Consider the following 16,718-nt stretch of genomic DNA (forward strand, 5'->3'; position numbering starts at 1 on the left):
GTGGTGTCGCCGGACGCCCTCTTCCGGGTAGGAGTGCCGCAAGCCTGCTCGGCCGAGGATGGCACTCTTGTCGCATGAACGCTGCCTCTCCCGCCCCGCGCCGTGCCCGTGTCCGTGCCCCTGAGCTGGTCGGTAAGGGTGGTTGGCTCAACACGGGTGGCAAGAACCTGACACTCGTGGAGCTACGAGGCAAGTGCGTTGTCGTAGATTTTTGGACCTTCTGCTGCATCAACTGCCTGCATGTCCTGGACGAGCTGCGCGAGTTGGAGGAGAAGCACCGGGACACGGTCGTGATCATCGGCGTGCACTCCCCGAAGTTCGTGCACGAGGCCGAGCACCAGGCGGTCGTGGACGCGGTGGAGCGTTACGGCGTGGAGCACCCGGTGCTGGACGACCCGGAGCTCGCCACCTGGAAGCAGTACGCGGTGCGCGCCTGGCCGACCCTCGTCGTCATCGACCCGGAGGGGTACGTCGTCGCCCAGCACGCGGGCGAAGGGCACGCGCACGCCATCGAGCGGCTGGTGGAGGAGCTGGAGGCCGAGCACGAGGCGAAGGGCACCCTGCGCCGCGGCGACGGACCGTACGTGCCGCCGGAGCCCGAGCCGACGACCCTGCGCTTCCCGGGCAAGGCGCTGTTGCTTCCGTCCGGGAACTTCCTGGTCAGCGACACCACCCGGCACCAGCTGGTGGAACTGGCCGAGGACGCCGAGACCGTCGTACGGCGCATCGGCTCGGGCATGCGCGGCTTCTCGGACGGCGGCCCGCGGGAGGCCTCCTTCAACGAGCCGCAGGGCCTGGCGCTGCTGGAGGACGGCGCGGTGGTCGTGGCCGACACCGTCAACCACGCCCTGCGCCGCCTCGACCCGGCCACGGGCGCGGTGACCACTCTGGCCGGTACCGGGAAGCAGTGGTGGCAGGGGTCGGCCACCTCCGGCCCGGCCCGTGAGGTGGATCTGTCCTCCCCCTGGGACGTGGCGGTCTTCGGCGCCAAGGTGTGGATCGCCATGGCGGGCGTCCACCAGCTGTGGACGTACGACCCGGCGGCGGGCACGGTCGCCGTGACGGCGGGCACCACCAACGAGGGTCTGGTCGACGGCCCCGGCGCCGAGGCCTGGTTCGCCCAGCCCTCCGGTCTCGCGGCGACCGCCGAGCGGCTGTGGCTCGCCGACTCCGAGACAAGCGCCCTGCGCTGGGTGGACCTCGACGGGCACGTGCACACGGCGGTCGGCACCGGCCTGTTCGACTTCGGCCACCGGGACGGCGCGGCCGACCAGGCCCTGCTCCAGCACCCGTTGGGCGTCACCGCCCTCCCGGACGGCTCGGTGGCGGTCGCCGACACCTACAACCACGCCCTGCGCCGCTACGACCCGGCGTCCGGCGAGGTCACCACGCTGGCCACCGACCTGCGCGAGCCCAGCGACGCCGTCCTCGTCGGCGAGGACATCGTGGTGGTCGAGTCGGCCCGGCACCGGCTGACCCGGCTGCGGCTGCCCGAGGAGGCGGTGCGGGTCGAGTCGGTCGCCCACCGCACCCAGCGCGCGGCGACCGAGGTCGCCCCCGGCAGACTCCGGCTGGACGTCATCTTCCGGGCCCCGGCGGGCCAGAAGCTGGACACCAGATACGGCCCCTCGACCCGTCTGCTGGTCTCCTCGACCCCGCCCGAGCTGCTGCTCAAGGGCGAGGGAGCGGACACGCACCTGAGCCGCGACCTGGAGCTGAACCCGGAGGTCACCGAGGGCGTCCTGCACGTCTCCGCGATGGCCGCCAGTTGCGACGACGACGACACGAACGAATACCCCGCCTGCCACGTCCACCAGCAGGACTGGGGCGTTCCGGTCCGTCTCACCGAGGGTGCGACGGACCGCCTGCCACTCGTCCTCGCGGGCATGGACGAGCAGTAGGCAGACGCACGCGCCGGATCAGGCGCCCGTGTCAGACGCCGTACCCGTCGGTGTAGCCGTCGTCGCGGTAGCGGTGGTGATGGTGCGGGTCCTCCTCCACCACCGGCGTCGGCGGGACAACGACCCGCCGGCGCCGTGCGATCCCGCTGAACGTCGCGACGCCGATCAGGCCCACGGCCATCAGGATCACGCCGACGACGTCGAGGTTCACGCCGCGCATGTGCCAGTCGGTCGCGAATGTGAGGATGGCTCCCACGGCTATGAGGATGATGCATCCGCCGAGCCCCATGAGACCTCGCCTCCCCTTCCGGTGCCGGAATCTCCGGTCCCGGCCGGGTACCCGGCGAGATCCTGGCTAGCCCTCGGCCGGCCTGCGAACAGCCTTGGACCGGCCCGCGGCTATCCCTCCAGAAAGGCCGTCAGGGCGTTCGCCAGCAGGAACGGGTCGTCGGCGCCGCACAGTTCACGCACGCTGTGCATGGAGAGGATCGCCACGCCGATGTCCACGGTCCGGATGCCGTGCCGGGCCGCGGTGATGGGGCCGATCGTGGTGCCGCAGGGCATGGAGTTGTTGGAGACGAACGACTGGAAGGGGACGTCGGCCTTCTCGCAGGCGGCGGCGAAGATCGCCCGGCCCGAACCGTCGGTGGCGTAGCGGTTGTTGACGTTGACCTTGAGGATCGGGCCGCCGTTGACCCGGGGGTGGTGCGTCGGGTCGTGCCGCTCGGCGTAGTTGGGGTGGACGGCGTGGCCCGTGTCGGAGGACAGGCAGACGGTGCCGGCGAAGGCGCGGGCCCGGTCCTCGTAGGAGCCGCCGCGGGCGAAGACCGAGCGCTCCAGCACGCTGCCGAGCAGTGGGCCGTCCGCGCCGGAGTCCGACTGGGAGCCGTTCTCCTCGTGGTCGAACGCGGCCAGCACGGGGATACGGGTGAGCGGGGCGCCCGAGGTCGCCACGGCGGCCAGGGCGGCGGCGCCCGCGTGTACCGACAGCAGGTTGTCCATGCGCGGACCGGCGACCAGGTCCCGGTCCCGGCCGAGGTAGGCCGGGGCCTCCACCGGGTGCGTCATCAGGTCCCAGCCGGTGACCGAGCCGGCCGCGAGCCCCGCCTCCTGCTCCAGGAAGGCGATCAGATCGCCGTCGCCCACATCGTCGCCCAGGCCCCAGATCGGCTGCAGGTGACGCTGCTTGTCGAGCTTGAGCCCCTCGGTGCTGACCGAGCGGTCCAGGTGGATGGCGAGCTGGGGCACGCGCAGCAGCGGCCGGTCGATATTGACCAGCACGGTGGAGCCGTCGCGCAGGCTCAGCCGGCCGGCCAGGCCCAGGTCGCGGTCCAGCCAGGAGTTCATCAGCGGGCCGCCGTAGATCTCGACGGCGACCTGCCGCCAGCCGTGCGCCCCGCTGTCGGGCCGCGGCTTGATGCGCAGGTTCGGGGAGTCGGTGTGCGCGCCGACGATGTGGAACGGCGTGTGCGCCTCGGCGCCCTCGGGGACGTACCAGGCGATGATCGCGCCGCCGCGCAGCACGAACTTGCCGCCGCTCGTCCCGTCCCAGGCGTCCGTCTCGGCGACCTGCCGGAAGCCCGCCTTCTCCAGCCGCTCGGCGGTGTTCGCCACGGCGTGGTACGGCGACGGGCTCGCCGCCAGGAAGGACATGAGGTCGTCGGTGTGGCCGCGGTCGAAGCGGGCTGGTGCGCTCATGGGGTTCACCTTAACGACGTGCACGGGCCCGCTCCCGGAAAGGGAGCGGGCCCGCACAGGGAATCCGCACGTACCTGCCGGAACGTCCGGCACGTACCCGCTAGAACGCGGCCTCGTCCAGCTCCATCAGGTCCAGCTCGACACCGGAGGCGACCTTGCGGGCGAGGGTGACGCCCGGCAGGACGTTCGCCGCGAAGAACTTCGCCGCGGCGATCTTGCCGGTGTAGAAGGCCTTGTCCTTGGCGGAGGCCGTGGCCAGCTTCTCGGCGGCGATCGCGGCGCCCTTGAGCAGCAGGTAGCCGACGACGACGTCACCGGAGGCCATGAGCAGGCGGGTGGTGTTCAGGCCCACCTTGTAGATGTTCTTGGTGTCCTGCTCGGTGGCGGCGAGGTCGGTCAGCATCAGGCCGACGATCGCCTCCAGCTCCACGGCCGCCTTGGCCAGGTGCTCACGGGCGCCCGCCAGCTCCTCGCCGCCGGTGCCGAGCGCCAGGAACTTCTTGATGTCCTCGGCGAGGGAGTTCAGCGCGGCTCCCTGGTTGCGGACGATCTTCCGGAAGAAGAAGTCCTGGCCCTGGATCGCGGTGGTGCCCTCGTACAGGGTGTCGATCTTGGAGTCCCGGATGTACTGCTCGATCGGGTACTCCTGCAGGAAGCCGGAGCCGCCGAAGGTCTGCAGCGACTGGGCGAGCTGCTCGTAGCCCTTCTCGGAGCCGTAGCCCTTGACGATCGGCAGCAGCAGGTCGTTCAGCGCGTGCTCGGTGGAGGCGTCCTCGCCGGCCGCCTCCTTGATCTGGATCGCGTCCTGGACCGAGGCGGTGTACAGCACGAGGGCGCGCATGCCCTCCGCGTACGCCTTCTGGGTCATCAGCGAGCGGCGCACGTCCGGGTGGTGGGTGATGGTGACCTTGGGCGCGGCCTTGTCCATGAAGTTCGCCAGGTCCGGGCCCTGGACGCGCTCCTTGGCGTACTCCAGCGCGTTCAGGTAGCCGGTGGACAGCGTGGAGATCGCCTTCGTGCCGACCATCATGCGGGCGAACTCGATGATGCGGAACATCTGGCGGATGCCGTCGTGCTTGTCGCCGATGAGCCAGCCCTTGGCGGGGTGCTGGTCGCCGAAGGTCATCTCGCAGGTGTTGGAGGCCTTCAGGCCCATCTTGTGCTCGACGTTGGTGGCGTAGACGCCGTTGCGCACGCCCAGCTCGCCGGTCTCGAAGTCGAACTCGTACTTCGGGACGAGGAAGAGGGACAGGCCCTTGGTGCCCGGACCGGCACCCTCCGGCCGCGCGAGCACGTAGTGGAGGATGTTCTCGGACATGTCATGCTCACCGGAGGTGATGAAGCGCTTCACGCCCTCGATGTGCCAGGAGCCGTCCTCCTGCTGGATCGCCCTGGTACGGCCGGCGCCCACGTCGGAGCCCGCGTCGGGCTCGGTGAGCACCATCGTGGAGCCCCACTGCTTCTCCACGGCGATCTTCGCGATGTGCTTCTGGACCTCGTTGCCCTCCTCGAAGAGGATGCCGGCGAACGCCGGGCCCGAGGAGTACATCCACACGGCCGGGTTGGCGCCCAGGATCAGCTCGGCGTAGGCCCAGATCAGGGAGCGCGGCGAGGTGGTGCCGCCGATCTCCTCGGGCAGGCCGAGCCGCCAGTACTCGGAGTCCATGAAGGCCTGGTAGCTCTTCTTGAAGGACGCCGGGACCGGCGCGGTGTTGGTCTCGGGGTCGAAGACCGGCGGGTTGCGGTCGGCGTCGGCGAAGGACTCGGCCAGCTCGTTCTCCGAGAGGCGGGTCAGCTCCTCCAGGACGCTCTTGGCGGTGTCGACGTCCATCTCCTCGAACGGGCCGGTGCCGTACACCTTGTCGCGCCCCAGTACTTCGAAGAGGTTGAACTCGATGTCGCGGAGATTCGACTTGTAGTGCCCCATGGCCACGGCTCCGTAGAGGGATCGGCGAGGCACTGACTCCTCGCACCTAGTTCACGTACCAACAAGTAGCTAGATGATGCTACCCGTCGGTAATAAGAAGCAACCCCTGCACGTGCAACTGTGAGAAGGGTCTACTCCGCGGCGCTGGTGAGCAGGGCCGCCCATCGCTCCGGGTGACCGGCGAAAGGCAGGTGACCGCCCGGTATCCCCATCGGCCGGGCTCTTCGCATCCCCTCCGCCGCCGCGGGACCCGTCCCCGGCTGGTCGACGCCGATCACGCGGTACGGGTCGTCGACTCGCCCCTCACCGGCAGCGATCCTCAATGCTCGCTGCACGAATAACTCCGGCCCCCGCTCCGCCCCCCTCCCTCGGTACTCTTGCGCCCATGTACGGCTACGACCAGAACGTTGGCGCTCAGCAGCAGTACGCCCCGCCGCAGCAGCAGATGCCCGGCGGTGTCGGCGGGTACGGCCAGCAGCCGCCGCTCTACCCGGAGCCGTCCCCGCCCTCCCTCGCGGACGCGGTGCGGGCCTTCACCACCGGACAGATGTCCGCCGAGGACTTCCAGCAGATCTTCGCCACGTCGAAGGTGTACTGCCCGCGCGGCGACACCCCCGGCTTCCTCGCCCTGCACAACACCCAGCAGCCGGTGATCCCGATGTTCACCTCGCTCAAGGAGCTGCGCCGGTACGCGGGCAAGGAGTCCAAGTACTTCGTGATCACCGGCGCCGAGGTGATCGACCTGCTGCCCACCGGCTACGGCTTCGTCCTGGACATGGAGGGCGAGCACCGGATGGTCTTCGACGCGAAGGCGGTCGAGCAGATGGTCGACTTCGCCATGCGGCGGATGTACGGCTAGCCGGCCTTGCTGCGCGGACGGCGGCTGTGGTGGGCCGGCGGCGGGGTCTTCGCGCTGACGGCGGGGGTGCTGGGGGTCGTCGGGGGGTGGGCGTCTTTCGTGATCTGGCTCTGCGTTCCCGGTCTGGTCGCCTGCGGGTGTCTGGCCGCGCGGGGCGGCTTCCGGCCGGTACGCGCGGTGTGGGTGCTGCGCGCGAGGGGCGTCACGGCGGAAGGGCGGCTGGAGTCGTCCCATGGGATCGGTACCGAGAACGGCCCCCTGACACGCTGGGTGTACTCCTGCACCGACGCGCGGGGGACGCGGCGCGAGTGCATCGGTGCCGATACGGGCGGTGCCGCATGGGTGCGGATCCTGTACGACCCCGCGGACCCCGACGGGAGCAGTCAGGTCGGAACCGGTACCGCGGGGATGTTCGTCTTCGGCGTCGTCCTGCTGCTGGTGTTCGGGATTCCGGTGCTGGTGGGCGCTGCAAGGGCGGCCGTGATCGCCGTGACGTTCGCCTTCTCCTGACCCGTGCGGGAGCCGCTGTCGCCCGGAGCCCGGAGGGAATTCCCTCCGGGCTCGTTCCGTTAGGGGTGGCAGAAAGTTCAACGCTCAACTAAAGTGAGCGCACAAGGAGGTACCGACCATGCCTGCAGTGACCGTCGAGAACCCGTTGACCCTGCCCCGTGTGACCGCTCCCGCCGACGCCGTGGCGCGTCCGGTGCTGGCCGTCGCGAACGCTCCGAGCGGGTTCGAGGGCGAGGGCTTCCCGGTGCGCCGGGCGTTCGCGGGGATCCACTACCGCCACCTCGACCCGTTCATCATGATGGACCAGATGGGCGAGGTGGAGTACGCGCCCGGCGAGCCCAAGGGCACCCCCTGGCACCCGCACCGCGGCTTCGAGACCGTCACCTACATCATCGACGGCGTCTTCGACCACCAGGACTCCAACGGCGGTGGCGGCACCATCACCAACGGCGACACCCAGTGGATGACCGCGGGCTCGGGCCTCCTCCACATCGAGGCGCCGCCGGAGCAACTCGTCGTGTCCGGCGGTCTCTTCCACGGCCTGCAGCTGTGGGTGAACCTTCCGGCCAAGGACAAGATGATGGCCCCGCGCTACCAGGACATCCGCGGCGGCAGCGTCCAGCTGCTGACGACCCCGGACGGCGGTGCGCTGCTGCGCGTCATCGCGGGCGAGCTGGACGGCCACAAGGGTCCCGGCATCACGCACACCCCGATCACGATGATCCACGCGACCGTCGCCCCGGGCGCCGAGGTCACCCTGCCCTGGCGGGAGGACTTCAACGGGCTGGCCTACGTCCTCGCGGGCCGCGGCAGCGTCGGTACGGAGCGCCGGCCGATCCACCTCGGCCAGACCGCGGTGTTCGGCGCCGGGTCCTCGCTGACCGTCCGCGCGGACGAGAAGCAGGACTCCCACACGCCGGACCTGGAGGTCGTCCTGCTCGGTGGGCAGCCGATCCGTGAGCCCATGGCGCACTACGGGCCGTTCGTCATGAACACCAAGGACGAGCTGATGCAGGCGTTCGAGGACTTCCAGAAGGGGCGGCTGGGGACGATTCCCGCGGTGCACGGCATGACCGGCGAGGGTCCGCAGGCCTGACGGTTCCCGGTACCGGCGCGGGCGTACCAGGGGGCTGTGCCCCCTGGACCCCAGGGCCCATACCCACCCACCATCCGCCTCGGTCGGCTGAAGAGGCCGGCCGGGATCCGATGCTAGGCCGAGGGCACCGGCGTCCTGGTCGAGGCGTCCTCCTGGGCGATCCGGCGTAGTGCGGCCATCGCGGCGTCGCCCAGTACCCTGCCCAGCACCACGGCCTCGATCTTGCCGTCCGCGGTCGGCACCCGGGACACGGTGGCCAGTTCGGCACCGACGAGCCGGCCGGCCGCCGAGGCGTACTCGTCGAGCAGCGCCAGCAGATCCTCCCGCTCCAGGTCGCGGTACGTCAGGATGAGCTGGACCAGCGCCACCCAGCCGGGGTTCTCCGGCTCCACCCGCCAGCCGTGCCGGCGTACCAGCGCGGCCGCGTCCGCCTCGGCCCGCTCGCGGTCCTGCGGGCTGCCCCGTTCCGCGGCGGTCCGGCTGCCGGCGGGCCGGGCGGCGCCGCCGAGCATCCCGTGGACGGTGCGGTCCGGGGCGTCCATCCGGGCGAGCACCTGTCCGACCGCGGTCACGGACATGCCGCCCACCTCCAGCATCACCCGGATCAGCTTGAGCCTGTGCACGTGGGTGTCGTCGTACCGGACCTGGTTGGGGCTGGTGCGCTCGCCGGGCGGCAGCAGGCCCTCCCGTGCGTAGTACTTGATCGTCGGAACCGGGACTCCCGTGCGCTGCGCCAGCTCTCCGATACGCATGGGGCGAGGATACGAGCCTCCCGGCCCGCCGGAGCCGCACCTCACCCGCCCGGCCCCGCGCGGCAGGACACCCGTCGGCGCCCATGATCCGCTGGACGCGTGCAGCTGTTGCCCGACCCCGTTCGACGCCTCGCCGCCTGGTGCGCAGTGCTGCTGCTCGTCGCCGGGGTGGGCTGGGTCGGAGTGCGGCTGTGCGGGGAGTTGCGTACCGCCGTCACCCCGGTGCTGCTCGCCCTGCTCGGCACCGCGCTGCTCGGCCCGTTGTACCGGCGGCTCGTGCGGAGCGGGGTGCAGGCGTCGGTGGCGGCCGGGCTCACCTGTGTCGCCGTGGTGGCCGTCGTCGGCGGTGCCGTGTACATCGTCGTCGCCGCGCTCATCGACACCGGCGACCAGATCATCGCCTCGCTGCGGGACGCCGCCAAGGGGGTCGCACAGCACTTCGGGGCGGCCGGCACCGGACTCGACGACCTCGCCGCGAACTCGCGCAAGCTGCTGGGCAAGTTCGGGGGTACGGCCGCGGCCAACGTCATCAGCGGCGTCAGCGTCGTCGGCGAGTCCATCGCCATGGCCGTGCTCGCCCTGCTGCTCGTCTTCTTCTTCCTGCGCGACTCCCACCGGGCCGTGGAGGTCCTGCGGGCCGTGGCGCCCGGCGGCACCGCCGACACCCTGGAGGCCGTCGCCCGGCGCGCCTTCGAGGCGGTCGAGGGGTTCATGCGCGGGACGACCCTCATCGCACTGATCGACGCCGTGTGCATCACCGTCGGCCTGCTGATCCTGCAGGTGCCCGGCGCGGTCGGGCTCGGCGCGCTCGTCTTCGTCGGCGCCTACATCCCGTATCTCGGCGCCTTCATCTCCGGCGCGGTGGCCGTCCTGGTCGCGCTCGCCGACCGCGGTTTCGTCATCGCGCTGTGGGCGCTCGGGGTGGTCCTCGCCGTGCAGGTGCTGGAGGGGCATGTGCTGCAGCCGGCCATCCAGAGCCGGACCGTGCAGATGCATCCGGCGGCCGTGATGCTCGCCATCACGGCCGGGGCGTCCGTCGCGGGCATTCTCGGGATGCTGCTCGCGGTACCGCTGACCGCGGCCGCCTTCGGGGTCGTACAGGAGCTGCGGACGCGTTACGCGGCGCCCTCCGACTCGTCGCCCTCCACTGCATCGCCTTCCGACCCGGCGTCCACCGACGCATCGCCTTCCGACCCGGCGTCCACCGACGCATCGCCTTCCGCCGCGCGTCCCTCGGATACGCCGCCCTCCGCCGCACCCCCCGCCACACCCCCCGACTCATAGAGCTCGAACCAGATGCTCTTGCCCTCGCCCCGCGGGTTCACCCCCCAGGCGTCCGCGAGGAGCTCGATCAGCATCAGGCCGCGGCCCGAGGACGCCAGCTCGCCCGGGCGGCGCTTGTGCGGGAGGTCGTCGCCCGCGTCGGTGACCTCCACCCGCAGCCCGCGCGCGCCCGCCTCGCCGGTCACCTCGGCGAGCAGCAGCGCATCGGTGTCGGTGTGGACGAGGACGTTGGTGACCATCTCGGAGACCAGCAGCACCGCCGAGTCGATCTGCTCGGGCGAGGCCCAGTCGTGCAGCAGCTCGCCCAGGTGCCGGCGGGCCTCGGCGATCCGGTCCGGCTCGTCCTGCGCCACGGACAGCAGCGTGCGCCGTATCGCGGTCCGTACGGCGCCGTCCAGCGGCCGGCCCAGCAGAAGCAGTGCGATGTCGTCCTCGCGGCGGTCGGCCAGGGGACCGGTGGTGTGGTGCGAGGACGGCCCGTGCACACCCTGCACCAGCGCGTCGGCCAGCGACTCCAGATCGACCCCGTCGTCCCCCGGGTGCTCTTCCAGGATCGCGCGCAGCCGGTGCCAGCCGGTGTCCAGGTCGTGCCCCCCGGTCTCGATCAGGCCGTCGGTGCAGAGCATCAGCGTCTCGCCGGGCTCCAGGGCGAACCGGGTCGTCGGATAGTCCGCGTCCGGGTCCACGCCCAGCGGCAGCCCGCCCGCGGTCGGCCGCATCATCACCGTGCCGTCGGCCATCCGGATCGCTGGGTCCGGGTGCCCGGCGCGGGCGATCTCCAGCATCCCGGTCGCCGGGTCGGCCTCCACGTACACGCAGGTCGCGAAGCGGACGTCGGTCATCTGGTCGTCGTGGGTGATGCCGTGCAGGAAGCGGGAGGCGCGGGAGAGCACGGCGTCTGGGCGGTGGCCCTCGGAGGCGTAGGCGCGCAGGGCGATGCGCAGCTGGCCCATGAGGCCCGCGGCCCGTACGTCATGGCCCTGGACGTCACCCATGGCCAGCGCGAAGCGGCCGGAGGGCAGTGGGATCATGTCGTACCAGTCGCCGCCGACCTGGAGTCCGCCGCCGGTCGGGATGTAACGGGCGGCCACCTGCATCCCGGGGATCTCCGGGCCGAGCGAGGGCAGCATGGAGCGCTGCAGGCCCTCGGTCAGTTCCCGCTCGGACTCCTCGGCGCCAGCCCGGGACAGCGCCTGGGCGAGCATCCGGGCCACGGTCGTCAGCACGGCCCGTTCGTCGGGCGTGAACGCCACCGGATAGGCGAAGGCCGCCATCCAGGCGCCCATCGGGCGTCCGGCCGCCGTCAGCGGCAGGAAGGCCCACGAGCGGCGGCCGAAGTGCCGGGCGAGCGGCCAGGTCGCCGGGTAGCGGGCCTTGTACTCCTCGGGGGAGGACAGATACACCGCGCGGCCCGTGCGGACGACCTCGGCCGCCGGATAGTCGGTGGTCAGCGGCATGTCCGAGAAGGGGTTCATGTCGCCGGACTGGTGCCCGTGCTGGCCGGTGATCGTCAGCCGGTCGCCCTCCACCCCGAAGACCACGAGCCCGTCCGGGGAGAATCCCGGCATCGACAGGCCGCCGGCCACCCGCAGCACCTCGGCCGTGGACCGTGCCTCGGCCAGCGCCCGGCCGGCGTCCAGCAGGAACGCCTCCCGCGAGCGCCGCCAGTCGCCGGTGACCGCGCTGCGGGCGGCCCGGGTGCCCGGGGTCGGCTCGGTGACCTCCTGGAGGGTGCCGATCAGCTCGTACGCCCGCCGCTCGGGGTCGAAGGACGGCTTGGACCGGCTGCGGACGACCCGCAGGACGTCGCCCTGCTCGTCCATGATCCGGATGCGCACCTCGGCGAGCGTGCCCTCGTCGACCGCCAGCGGGACCACACCGGTGATCTCGTTCCAGTCCTCCGGGTGCAGCCGGGCCCGGGTCTGGACCTCCGTGAGGGTGGTCGGCTCCGCGGGCAGCCCGAGCAACCGCGCCGCCTCCGCGTCCACGGTGACCAGTCCGGCGGCCGTGTCCCAGTGCCACAGCCCGGTCGCGAGGGCGGCGAGGAGGTCTCCGACGGACGGGAGGGGCTCGCCAGTACGCATCGCCCCACTTTAGGAACATATGACCGGTGGATGCCACCTAGGTGACCGAACGGTAATGGTGGGGAGCCGATCTTGGGGTGCCCGGTACCCTTGATGGGTCCGGGCCCCGTGCCCGTTCTCGCCGGGGAGAGCACCTCTCCCCCGCAGACCCACACACGAAGGACGATGAACGACGATGCATCGGTACAGGTCCCACACCTGCGGCCAGCTCCGCGCCTCTGACGTCGGCACCGACGTCCGGCTGAGTGGCTGGCTGCACAATCGGCGCGACCTGGGCGGCATCCTCTTCATCGATCTGCGCGATCACTACGGCATCACGCAGCTGGTGGCCCGCCCCGGCACGCCCGCGTACGAGGCCCTGGACAAGGTCTCCAAGGAGTCCACGGTCCGCGTCGACGGCCGCGTTGTTTCACGTGGAACCGAGAACATCAACCCGGACCTGCCCACCGGCGAGGTCGAGGTCGAGGTGGCCGAGGTCGAGCTGCTGGGCGCCGCCGCGTCGCTGCCGTTCACGATCAACACCGAGGACGGGGTCAACGAGGAGCGGCGCCTGGAGTACCGCTTCCTGGACCTGCGCCGTGAGCGCATGCACCGCAACATCATGCTGCGCACCCAGGTCATCTCGGCGATCCGGCACAAGATGGCCGCGATGGGCTTCAACGAGATGGCGACGCCGATCCTGTCCGCCACCTCCCCCGAGGGTGCGCGTGACTTCGTGGTCCCCTCGCGCCTGCACCCCGGCAAGTTCTACGCGCTTCCGCAGGCCCCGCAGCAGTTCAAGCAGCTGCTGATGATCTCCGGCTTCGACCGCTACTTCCAGATCGCGCCCTGCTTCCGCGACGAGGACGCCCGCGCGGACCGCTCGCCCGGCGAGTTCTACCAGCTCGACGTCGAGATGAGCTTCGTCGAGCAGGAGGACGTCTTCCAGCCGATCGAGAAGCTCATGACCGAGCTGTTCGAGGAGTTCGGCGGCGGCCGTCACGTGACGTCCCCGTTCCCCCGCATCCCGTTCCGCGAGGCGATGCTGAAGTACGGCTCGGACAAGCCGGACCTGCGCGCCAAGCTGGAGCTGGTCGACATCACCGATGTCTTCGAGGGCTCGGAGTTCAAGGCCTTCGCCGGCAAGCACGTGCGTGCGCTGCCCGTCCCGGACGTCCAGGACCAGCCGCGCAAGTTCTTCGACCAGCTCGGCGAGTTCGCCGTCTCGCTGGGCGCGAAGGGCCTGGCCTGGGTCCGCGTGGGCGAGGACGGCGCGCTGTCCGGCCCGATCGCGAAGTTCCTCACCGAGGAGAACGTCGCCGAGCTGACCAAGCGCCTGTCCCTGGCCCCCGGCCACGCGGTCTTCTTCGGCGCGGGTGAGTTCGACGAGGTCTCCAAGATCATGGGTGCGGTGCGGGTGGAGGCGGCTCGCCGCGCCGGCCACTTCGAGGAGGGCGTGTTCCGCTTCTGCTGGATCGTCGACTTCCCGATGTACGAGAAGGACGAGGAGACCGGCGCGATCGACTTCTCGCACAACCCCTTCTCCATGCCGCAGGGCGGTCTGGAGGCGCTTGAGACCCAGGACCCGCTGGACATCCTGGGCTGGCAGTACGACATCGTCTGCAACGGTGTCGAGCTGTCCTCCGGTGCCATCCGGAACCACGAGCCGGAGATCATGCTCAAGGCCTTCGAGATCGCGGGCTACGACCGCGAGACCGTCGAGGAGAAGTTCGCGGGCATGCTCCGCGCGTTCCGCTTCGGCGCCCCGCCGCACGGCGGCATCGCCCCGGGTGTGGACCGCATCGTCATGCTCCTCGCGGACGAGCCCAACATCCGCGAGACGATCGCCTTCCCGCTCAACGGCAACGCCCAGGACCTGATGATGGGCGCCCCGACCGAGCTGGAGGAGGCCCGCCTGCGCGAGCTGCACCTGAACATCAGGAAGCCGCAGCCGAAGTAGTACGGCAGAGTTTCAAGGGAGAGGCCCCGAACCCCCGGCGTGGGGTTCCGGGCCTCTCCGTCGTCAGTCCCCGTCCTCCCCGTCCGCCGCGTCGGGCGACGCGCCGTCCTCCAGCAGCCGTTCGGCGATGTCGTCGGACCACTGCTGGGCCCAGGCGCGCAGGTCGGTGACCTCGGCCTCGTCCAGGCCGTACCGGATGAAGTCCCGGTCGGAGTAGAAGTCCGTGCCCGTCAGCCGGGACTGCAGGGTCGGCAGGTCGAACGGGTCGTGGGCGTGCCGGCGGCCCAGTTCCTCCAGGTCCGGCAGTGAGAACCGGGCCGCGGCGGCCCGCGCGTCGATCAGGTCGACGGCCGCGCCCCGGTCGTACAGCGCCCGGATCTTCGTACCGACGGCGTCCTCCAGGGAGAGGGCCGGTCCGTACTCGGTGAGGGCCGGCGGCTGCCAGAAGGCCTCCTTGTGCAGCGCGAGGGAGGAGGGTTCGCCGGTCGGCGGGTCGGTGACGGTCAGCTGGGCGGTGAGCACGCCCGCGGGCCCGAGGCGCACCTGCCGGCCCCGCGCCTCCAGGGCCGCACCGACGGCACCGGCGATCCGGTCCATGCCCTCGGCGCTCTCCGTGGCGAAGTCGAGATTCGCGTGGGGGCGTTGCACCAGTCCGTGCGCCTGCAGGGCGTATCCACCGGCGAGCACGAGTCCGTGGGGGCCGCCCGCGGTGACGACGTCGGCGAGGAGCCGATGGTGGGATTCGGGGAGGTTCACGACACCGGTACTTTGCCAGAGATTTTTTCCGGATCCCTGTCACACGCCCACGAGCGCCGGTGTCAGAGAGGCGTCCGCAGTCGGATCACCTCTCCACGGGAGCCTCTCATGCACATCGCCTACGTCGTCGTCACCCTGCTCGCCGCGCTGATGGCCGGGTTCTCCGGGGCCGTGCTGCTGATGCGGGCCGACTGGATCGTGAAGGCGCTCACCGACTACTCGGTGCCGCGCAGCTGGTGGACCCTGCTCGGGCTGGCCAAGGCCGCCGGGGCCGTGGGGCTGGTGGCCGGGCTGTTCGTGCCGGTGATCGGGGTGCTGGCCGGGATCGGGCTGGTGGCCTACTTCCTCGGAGCCGCGGTCACCGTGGCGCGGGCACGCTGGTACGCGCACATCCCGTTCCCGCTCGTCTACGCCGCACCGGTCGTCGGCGCGCTCATCCTCGGGCACGCCTCTTGAGCCGAAATTACTCACCACGCGGCGGCAACTTCCTTCGCCACAACGGCCACTGAGGAGTCGTAAGGCATGTTCAGCACACCCTTAAGGACTCCTCCGTGGCTGCTCCCTCCACCGCCGGTCCCTCCGCAAGCGGCACACCCTCGCCGTGTCCGCCGCCGTCGTGGCCGCGGGCGTCGGTGCCGGGGTGTTCGTGATGAGCGCGAACGCCGACGCCGCCGACCTGTACCACCGGACGCTCCCCGCCAAGGACGGCTGGGCCGCCTCCGGCACCGGGACCACCGGCGGCTCGAAGGCCGACGCCGGGCACCCCTTCACCGTCTCCACCCGCGCCCAGCTGGTGAAGGCCCTGGCTTCGGCCTCCGACACCACCCCCCGGATCATCAAGGTCAAGGGCACCATCGACGCCAACACCGACGACAGCGGCGAGAAACTCACCTGCGCCGACTACGCGAAGGGCACGGGCTACTCGCTCTCGGCGTACCTCAAGGCCTATGGCCCCGCCACCTACGGCCGCTCCAAGCTGCCCTCCGGCACGCAGGAGACCGCCCGCGCGGCGGCGCAGAAGAAGCAGGCGGCGACCATCGTCTTCAAGGTGCCGGCCAACACCACCATCGTCGGCGTGCCGGGCACGAACGCCGGGATTACCGGCGGCAGCCTGCAGCTGAAGAGTGTCGGCTACGTCATCGTCCGCAACCTGACCTTCTCGGCGACCGAGGACTGCTTCCCGCAGTGGGATCCGACGGACGGCGACGACGCAACTGGAACTCGCAGTACGACGCGGTCACCCTGCGCGGCGCGACCCATGTCTGAGCGGACCACAACACGTTCACCGACGCGCCGCACCTCGACACGGGCGACCCGACGTACTACGGGCGCCAGTACCAGATCCACGACGGCGACCTCGACATCACCAACGGCTCCGACCTGATCACCGTCGAGCGCAACCGGTTCACCGACCACGACAAGACGATGCTGATCGGCAGCAGCGACAAGGACAGCACCGGCAAACTGCGCGTCTCCCTCCACCACAACGTGTGGAAGGGCATCGTCCAACGCGCCCCGCTGGCCCGGATCGGACAGATCCGCGTCTACAACAACGTCTACGACACGACGACGATCGACGGCTACGCGCCCCTGTACAGCATCAACTCCCGTGCGAAGGCCCAGGTCGTGGCCCAGGACAACTACTGGAAGGTGCCGTCCGGTGGCAAGATCGCGGGGCTGCTCAGCGGCGACGGCACCGGCTCGGTCGCGGGCAGCGGCAACCTCGTCAACGGCACGGTCACCGACCTGGTCGCCGCTTACAACGCCGCGAACTCGAAGAAGATCAGGGCGACCGTGAACTGGACGCCTACGCTCACCCCGGGTTCGACTTAATTCGGTGACCTGGAGGATCGAATCTGGCCTCTGACCTGGGCGGACATGGGTGTGGCCGCCTGGAGGGCGTTTCTCTAGG

At 70.7% G+C, this 16,718-nt stretch carries 12 protein-coding genes and 2 pseudogenes; 8 read left to right on the forward strand and 6 right to left on the reverse strand.

The window, feature by feature from the left end:
* The first annotated feature begins 74 nt into the window (after positions 1-74).
* Complete coding sequence (locus AB0M27_RS32335) at positions 75-1,901, forward strand: NHL domain-containing thioredoxin family protein (protein ID WP_365727021.1); 1,827 nt, start codon at positions 75-77, stop codon at positions 1,899-1,901.
* A 31-nt stretch (positions 1,902-1,932) separates the two neighbouring features.
* Here the strand turns inward: AB0M27_RS32335 and AB0M27_RS32340 are convergent, their stop codons facing one another.
* From AB0M27_RS32340 to AB0M27_RS32350, 3 genes are all read right to left on the reverse strand, one after another.
* The gene (locus AB0M27_RS32340) at positions 1,933-2,190 is read right to left on the reverse strand and encodes a DUF6458 family protein (RefSeq protein ID WP_365727023.1); all 258 of its coding nucleotides are present in this window, start codon (positions 2,188-2,190) and stop codon (positions 1,933-1,935) included.
* A gap of 110 nt (positions 2,191-2,300) precedes the next feature.
* Positions 2,301-3,599 (reverse strand): M18 family aminopeptidase, encoded by a 1,299-nt coding sequence (locus tag AB0M27_RS32345; RefSeq protein ID WP_365727025.1) that lies wholly within the window; start codon positions 3,597-3,599, stop codon positions 2,301-2,303.
* Positions 3,600-3,699: 100 nt separating this feature from the next.
* A complete protein-coding gene (locus tag AB0M27_RS32350) occupies positions 3,700-5,526 on the reverse strand; it encodes an acyl-CoA dehydrogenase (protein WP_365727040.1) in 1,827 nt (608 codons plus the stop codon).
* Positions 5,527-5,911: 385 nt separating this feature from the next.
* On the opposite strand from AB0M27_RS32350, the gene AB0M27_RS32355 reads away from it, so the two are divergent.
* The 3 genes from AB0M27_RS32355 (at position 5,912) to AB0M27_RS32365 (ending at position 7,991) form a co-directional block, all read left to right on the forward strand.
* Positions 5,912-6,385, forward strand: coding sequence for an SseB family protein (locus tag AB0M27_RS32355; protein ID WP_228621500.1), 474 nt, complete (start codon positions 5,912-5,914; stop codon positions 6,383-6,385).
* 6 nt (positions 6,386-6,391) lie between these two features.
* Positions 6,392-6,895: a hypothetical protein gene (locus AB0M27_RS32360; RefSeq protein ID WP_365727027.1), complete on the forward strand. Its 504-nt coding sequence runs from the start codon at positions 6,392-6,394 to the stop codon at positions 6,893-6,895.
* A gap of 118 nt (positions 6,896-7,013) precedes the next feature.
* The gene (locus AB0M27_RS32365; protein ID WP_365727029.1) at positions 7,014-7,991 is read left to right on the forward strand and encodes a pirin family protein; all 978 of its coding nucleotides are present in this window, start codon (positions 7,014-7,016) and stop codon (positions 7,989-7,991) included.
* Between the two features lie 113 nt (positions 7,992-8,104).
* Here AB0M27_RS32365 and AB0M27_RS32370 read toward each other — a convergent pair whose 3' ends face one another.
* Positions 8,105-8,743, reverse strand: coding sequence for a MerR family transcriptional regulator (locus tag AB0M27_RS32370; protein ID WP_365727031.1), 639 nt, complete (start codon positions 8,741-8,743; stop codon positions 8,105-8,107).
* Between the two features lie 99 nt (positions 8,744-8,842).
* On the opposite strand from AB0M27_RS32370, the gene AB0M27_RS32375 reads away from it, so the two are divergent.
* On the forward strand, positions 8,843-10,027 hold the full coding sequence (locus AB0M27_RS32375) for an AI-2E family transporter (protein ID WP_365727033.1): 1,185 nt from the start codon (positions 8,843-8,845) through the stop codon (positions 10,025-10,027).
* Here the strand turns inward: AB0M27_RS32375 and AB0M27_RS32380 are convergent.
* Positions 10,018-12,111: pseudogene (locus AB0M27_RS32380) on the reverse strand (SpoIIE family protein phosphatase); the annotation flags it as partial. The gene AB0M27_RS32375 and the pseudogene AB0M27_RS32380 overlap by 10 nt on opposite strands.
* 175 nt (positions 12,112-12,286) lie before the next feature.
* On the opposite strand from AB0M27_RS32380, the gene aspS reads away from it, so the two are divergent.
* A complete protein-coding gene (gene aspS, locus AB0M27_RS32385; protein WP_365727035.1) occupies positions 12,287-14,050 on the forward strand; it encodes an aspartate--tRNA ligase in 1,764 nt (587 codons plus the stop codon).
* A 63-nt stretch (positions 14,051-14,113) separates the two neighbouring features.
* Here aspS and AB0M27_RS32390 read toward each other — a convergent pair whose 3' ends face one another.
* Positions 14,114-14,806 (reverse strand): hypothetical protein, encoded by a 693-nt coding sequence (locus AB0M27_RS32390; protein WP_365727037.1) that lies wholly within the window; start codon positions 14,804-14,806, stop codon positions 14,114-14,116.
* Positions 14,807-14,914: 108 nt separating this feature from the next.
* Between AB0M27_RS32390 and AB0M27_RS32395 the strand changes: the two genes are divergently transcribed.
* Together AB0M27_RS32395 and AB0M27_RS32400 are read left to right on the forward strand one after the other, a co-directional pair.
* The gene (locus AB0M27_RS32395; RefSeq protein ID WP_365727038.1) at positions 14,915-15,262 is read left to right on the forward strand and encodes a DoxX family protein; all 348 of its coding nucleotides are present in this window, start codon (positions 14,915-14,917) and stop codon (positions 15,260-15,262) included.
* A gap of 193 nt (positions 15,263-15,455) precedes the next feature.
* A pseudogene (locus AB0M27_RS32400) lies at positions 15,456-16,630 on the forward strand (pectate lyase); the annotation flags it as partial.
* Positions 16,631-16,718: the final 88 nt, after the last annotated feature.

Origin of the sequence: Streptomyces sp. NPDC052107 (genome assembly GCF_040680215.1) — a bacterium.
Lineage (GTDB): Bacteria > Actinomycetota > Actinomycetes > Streptomycetales > Streptomycetaceae > Streptomyces.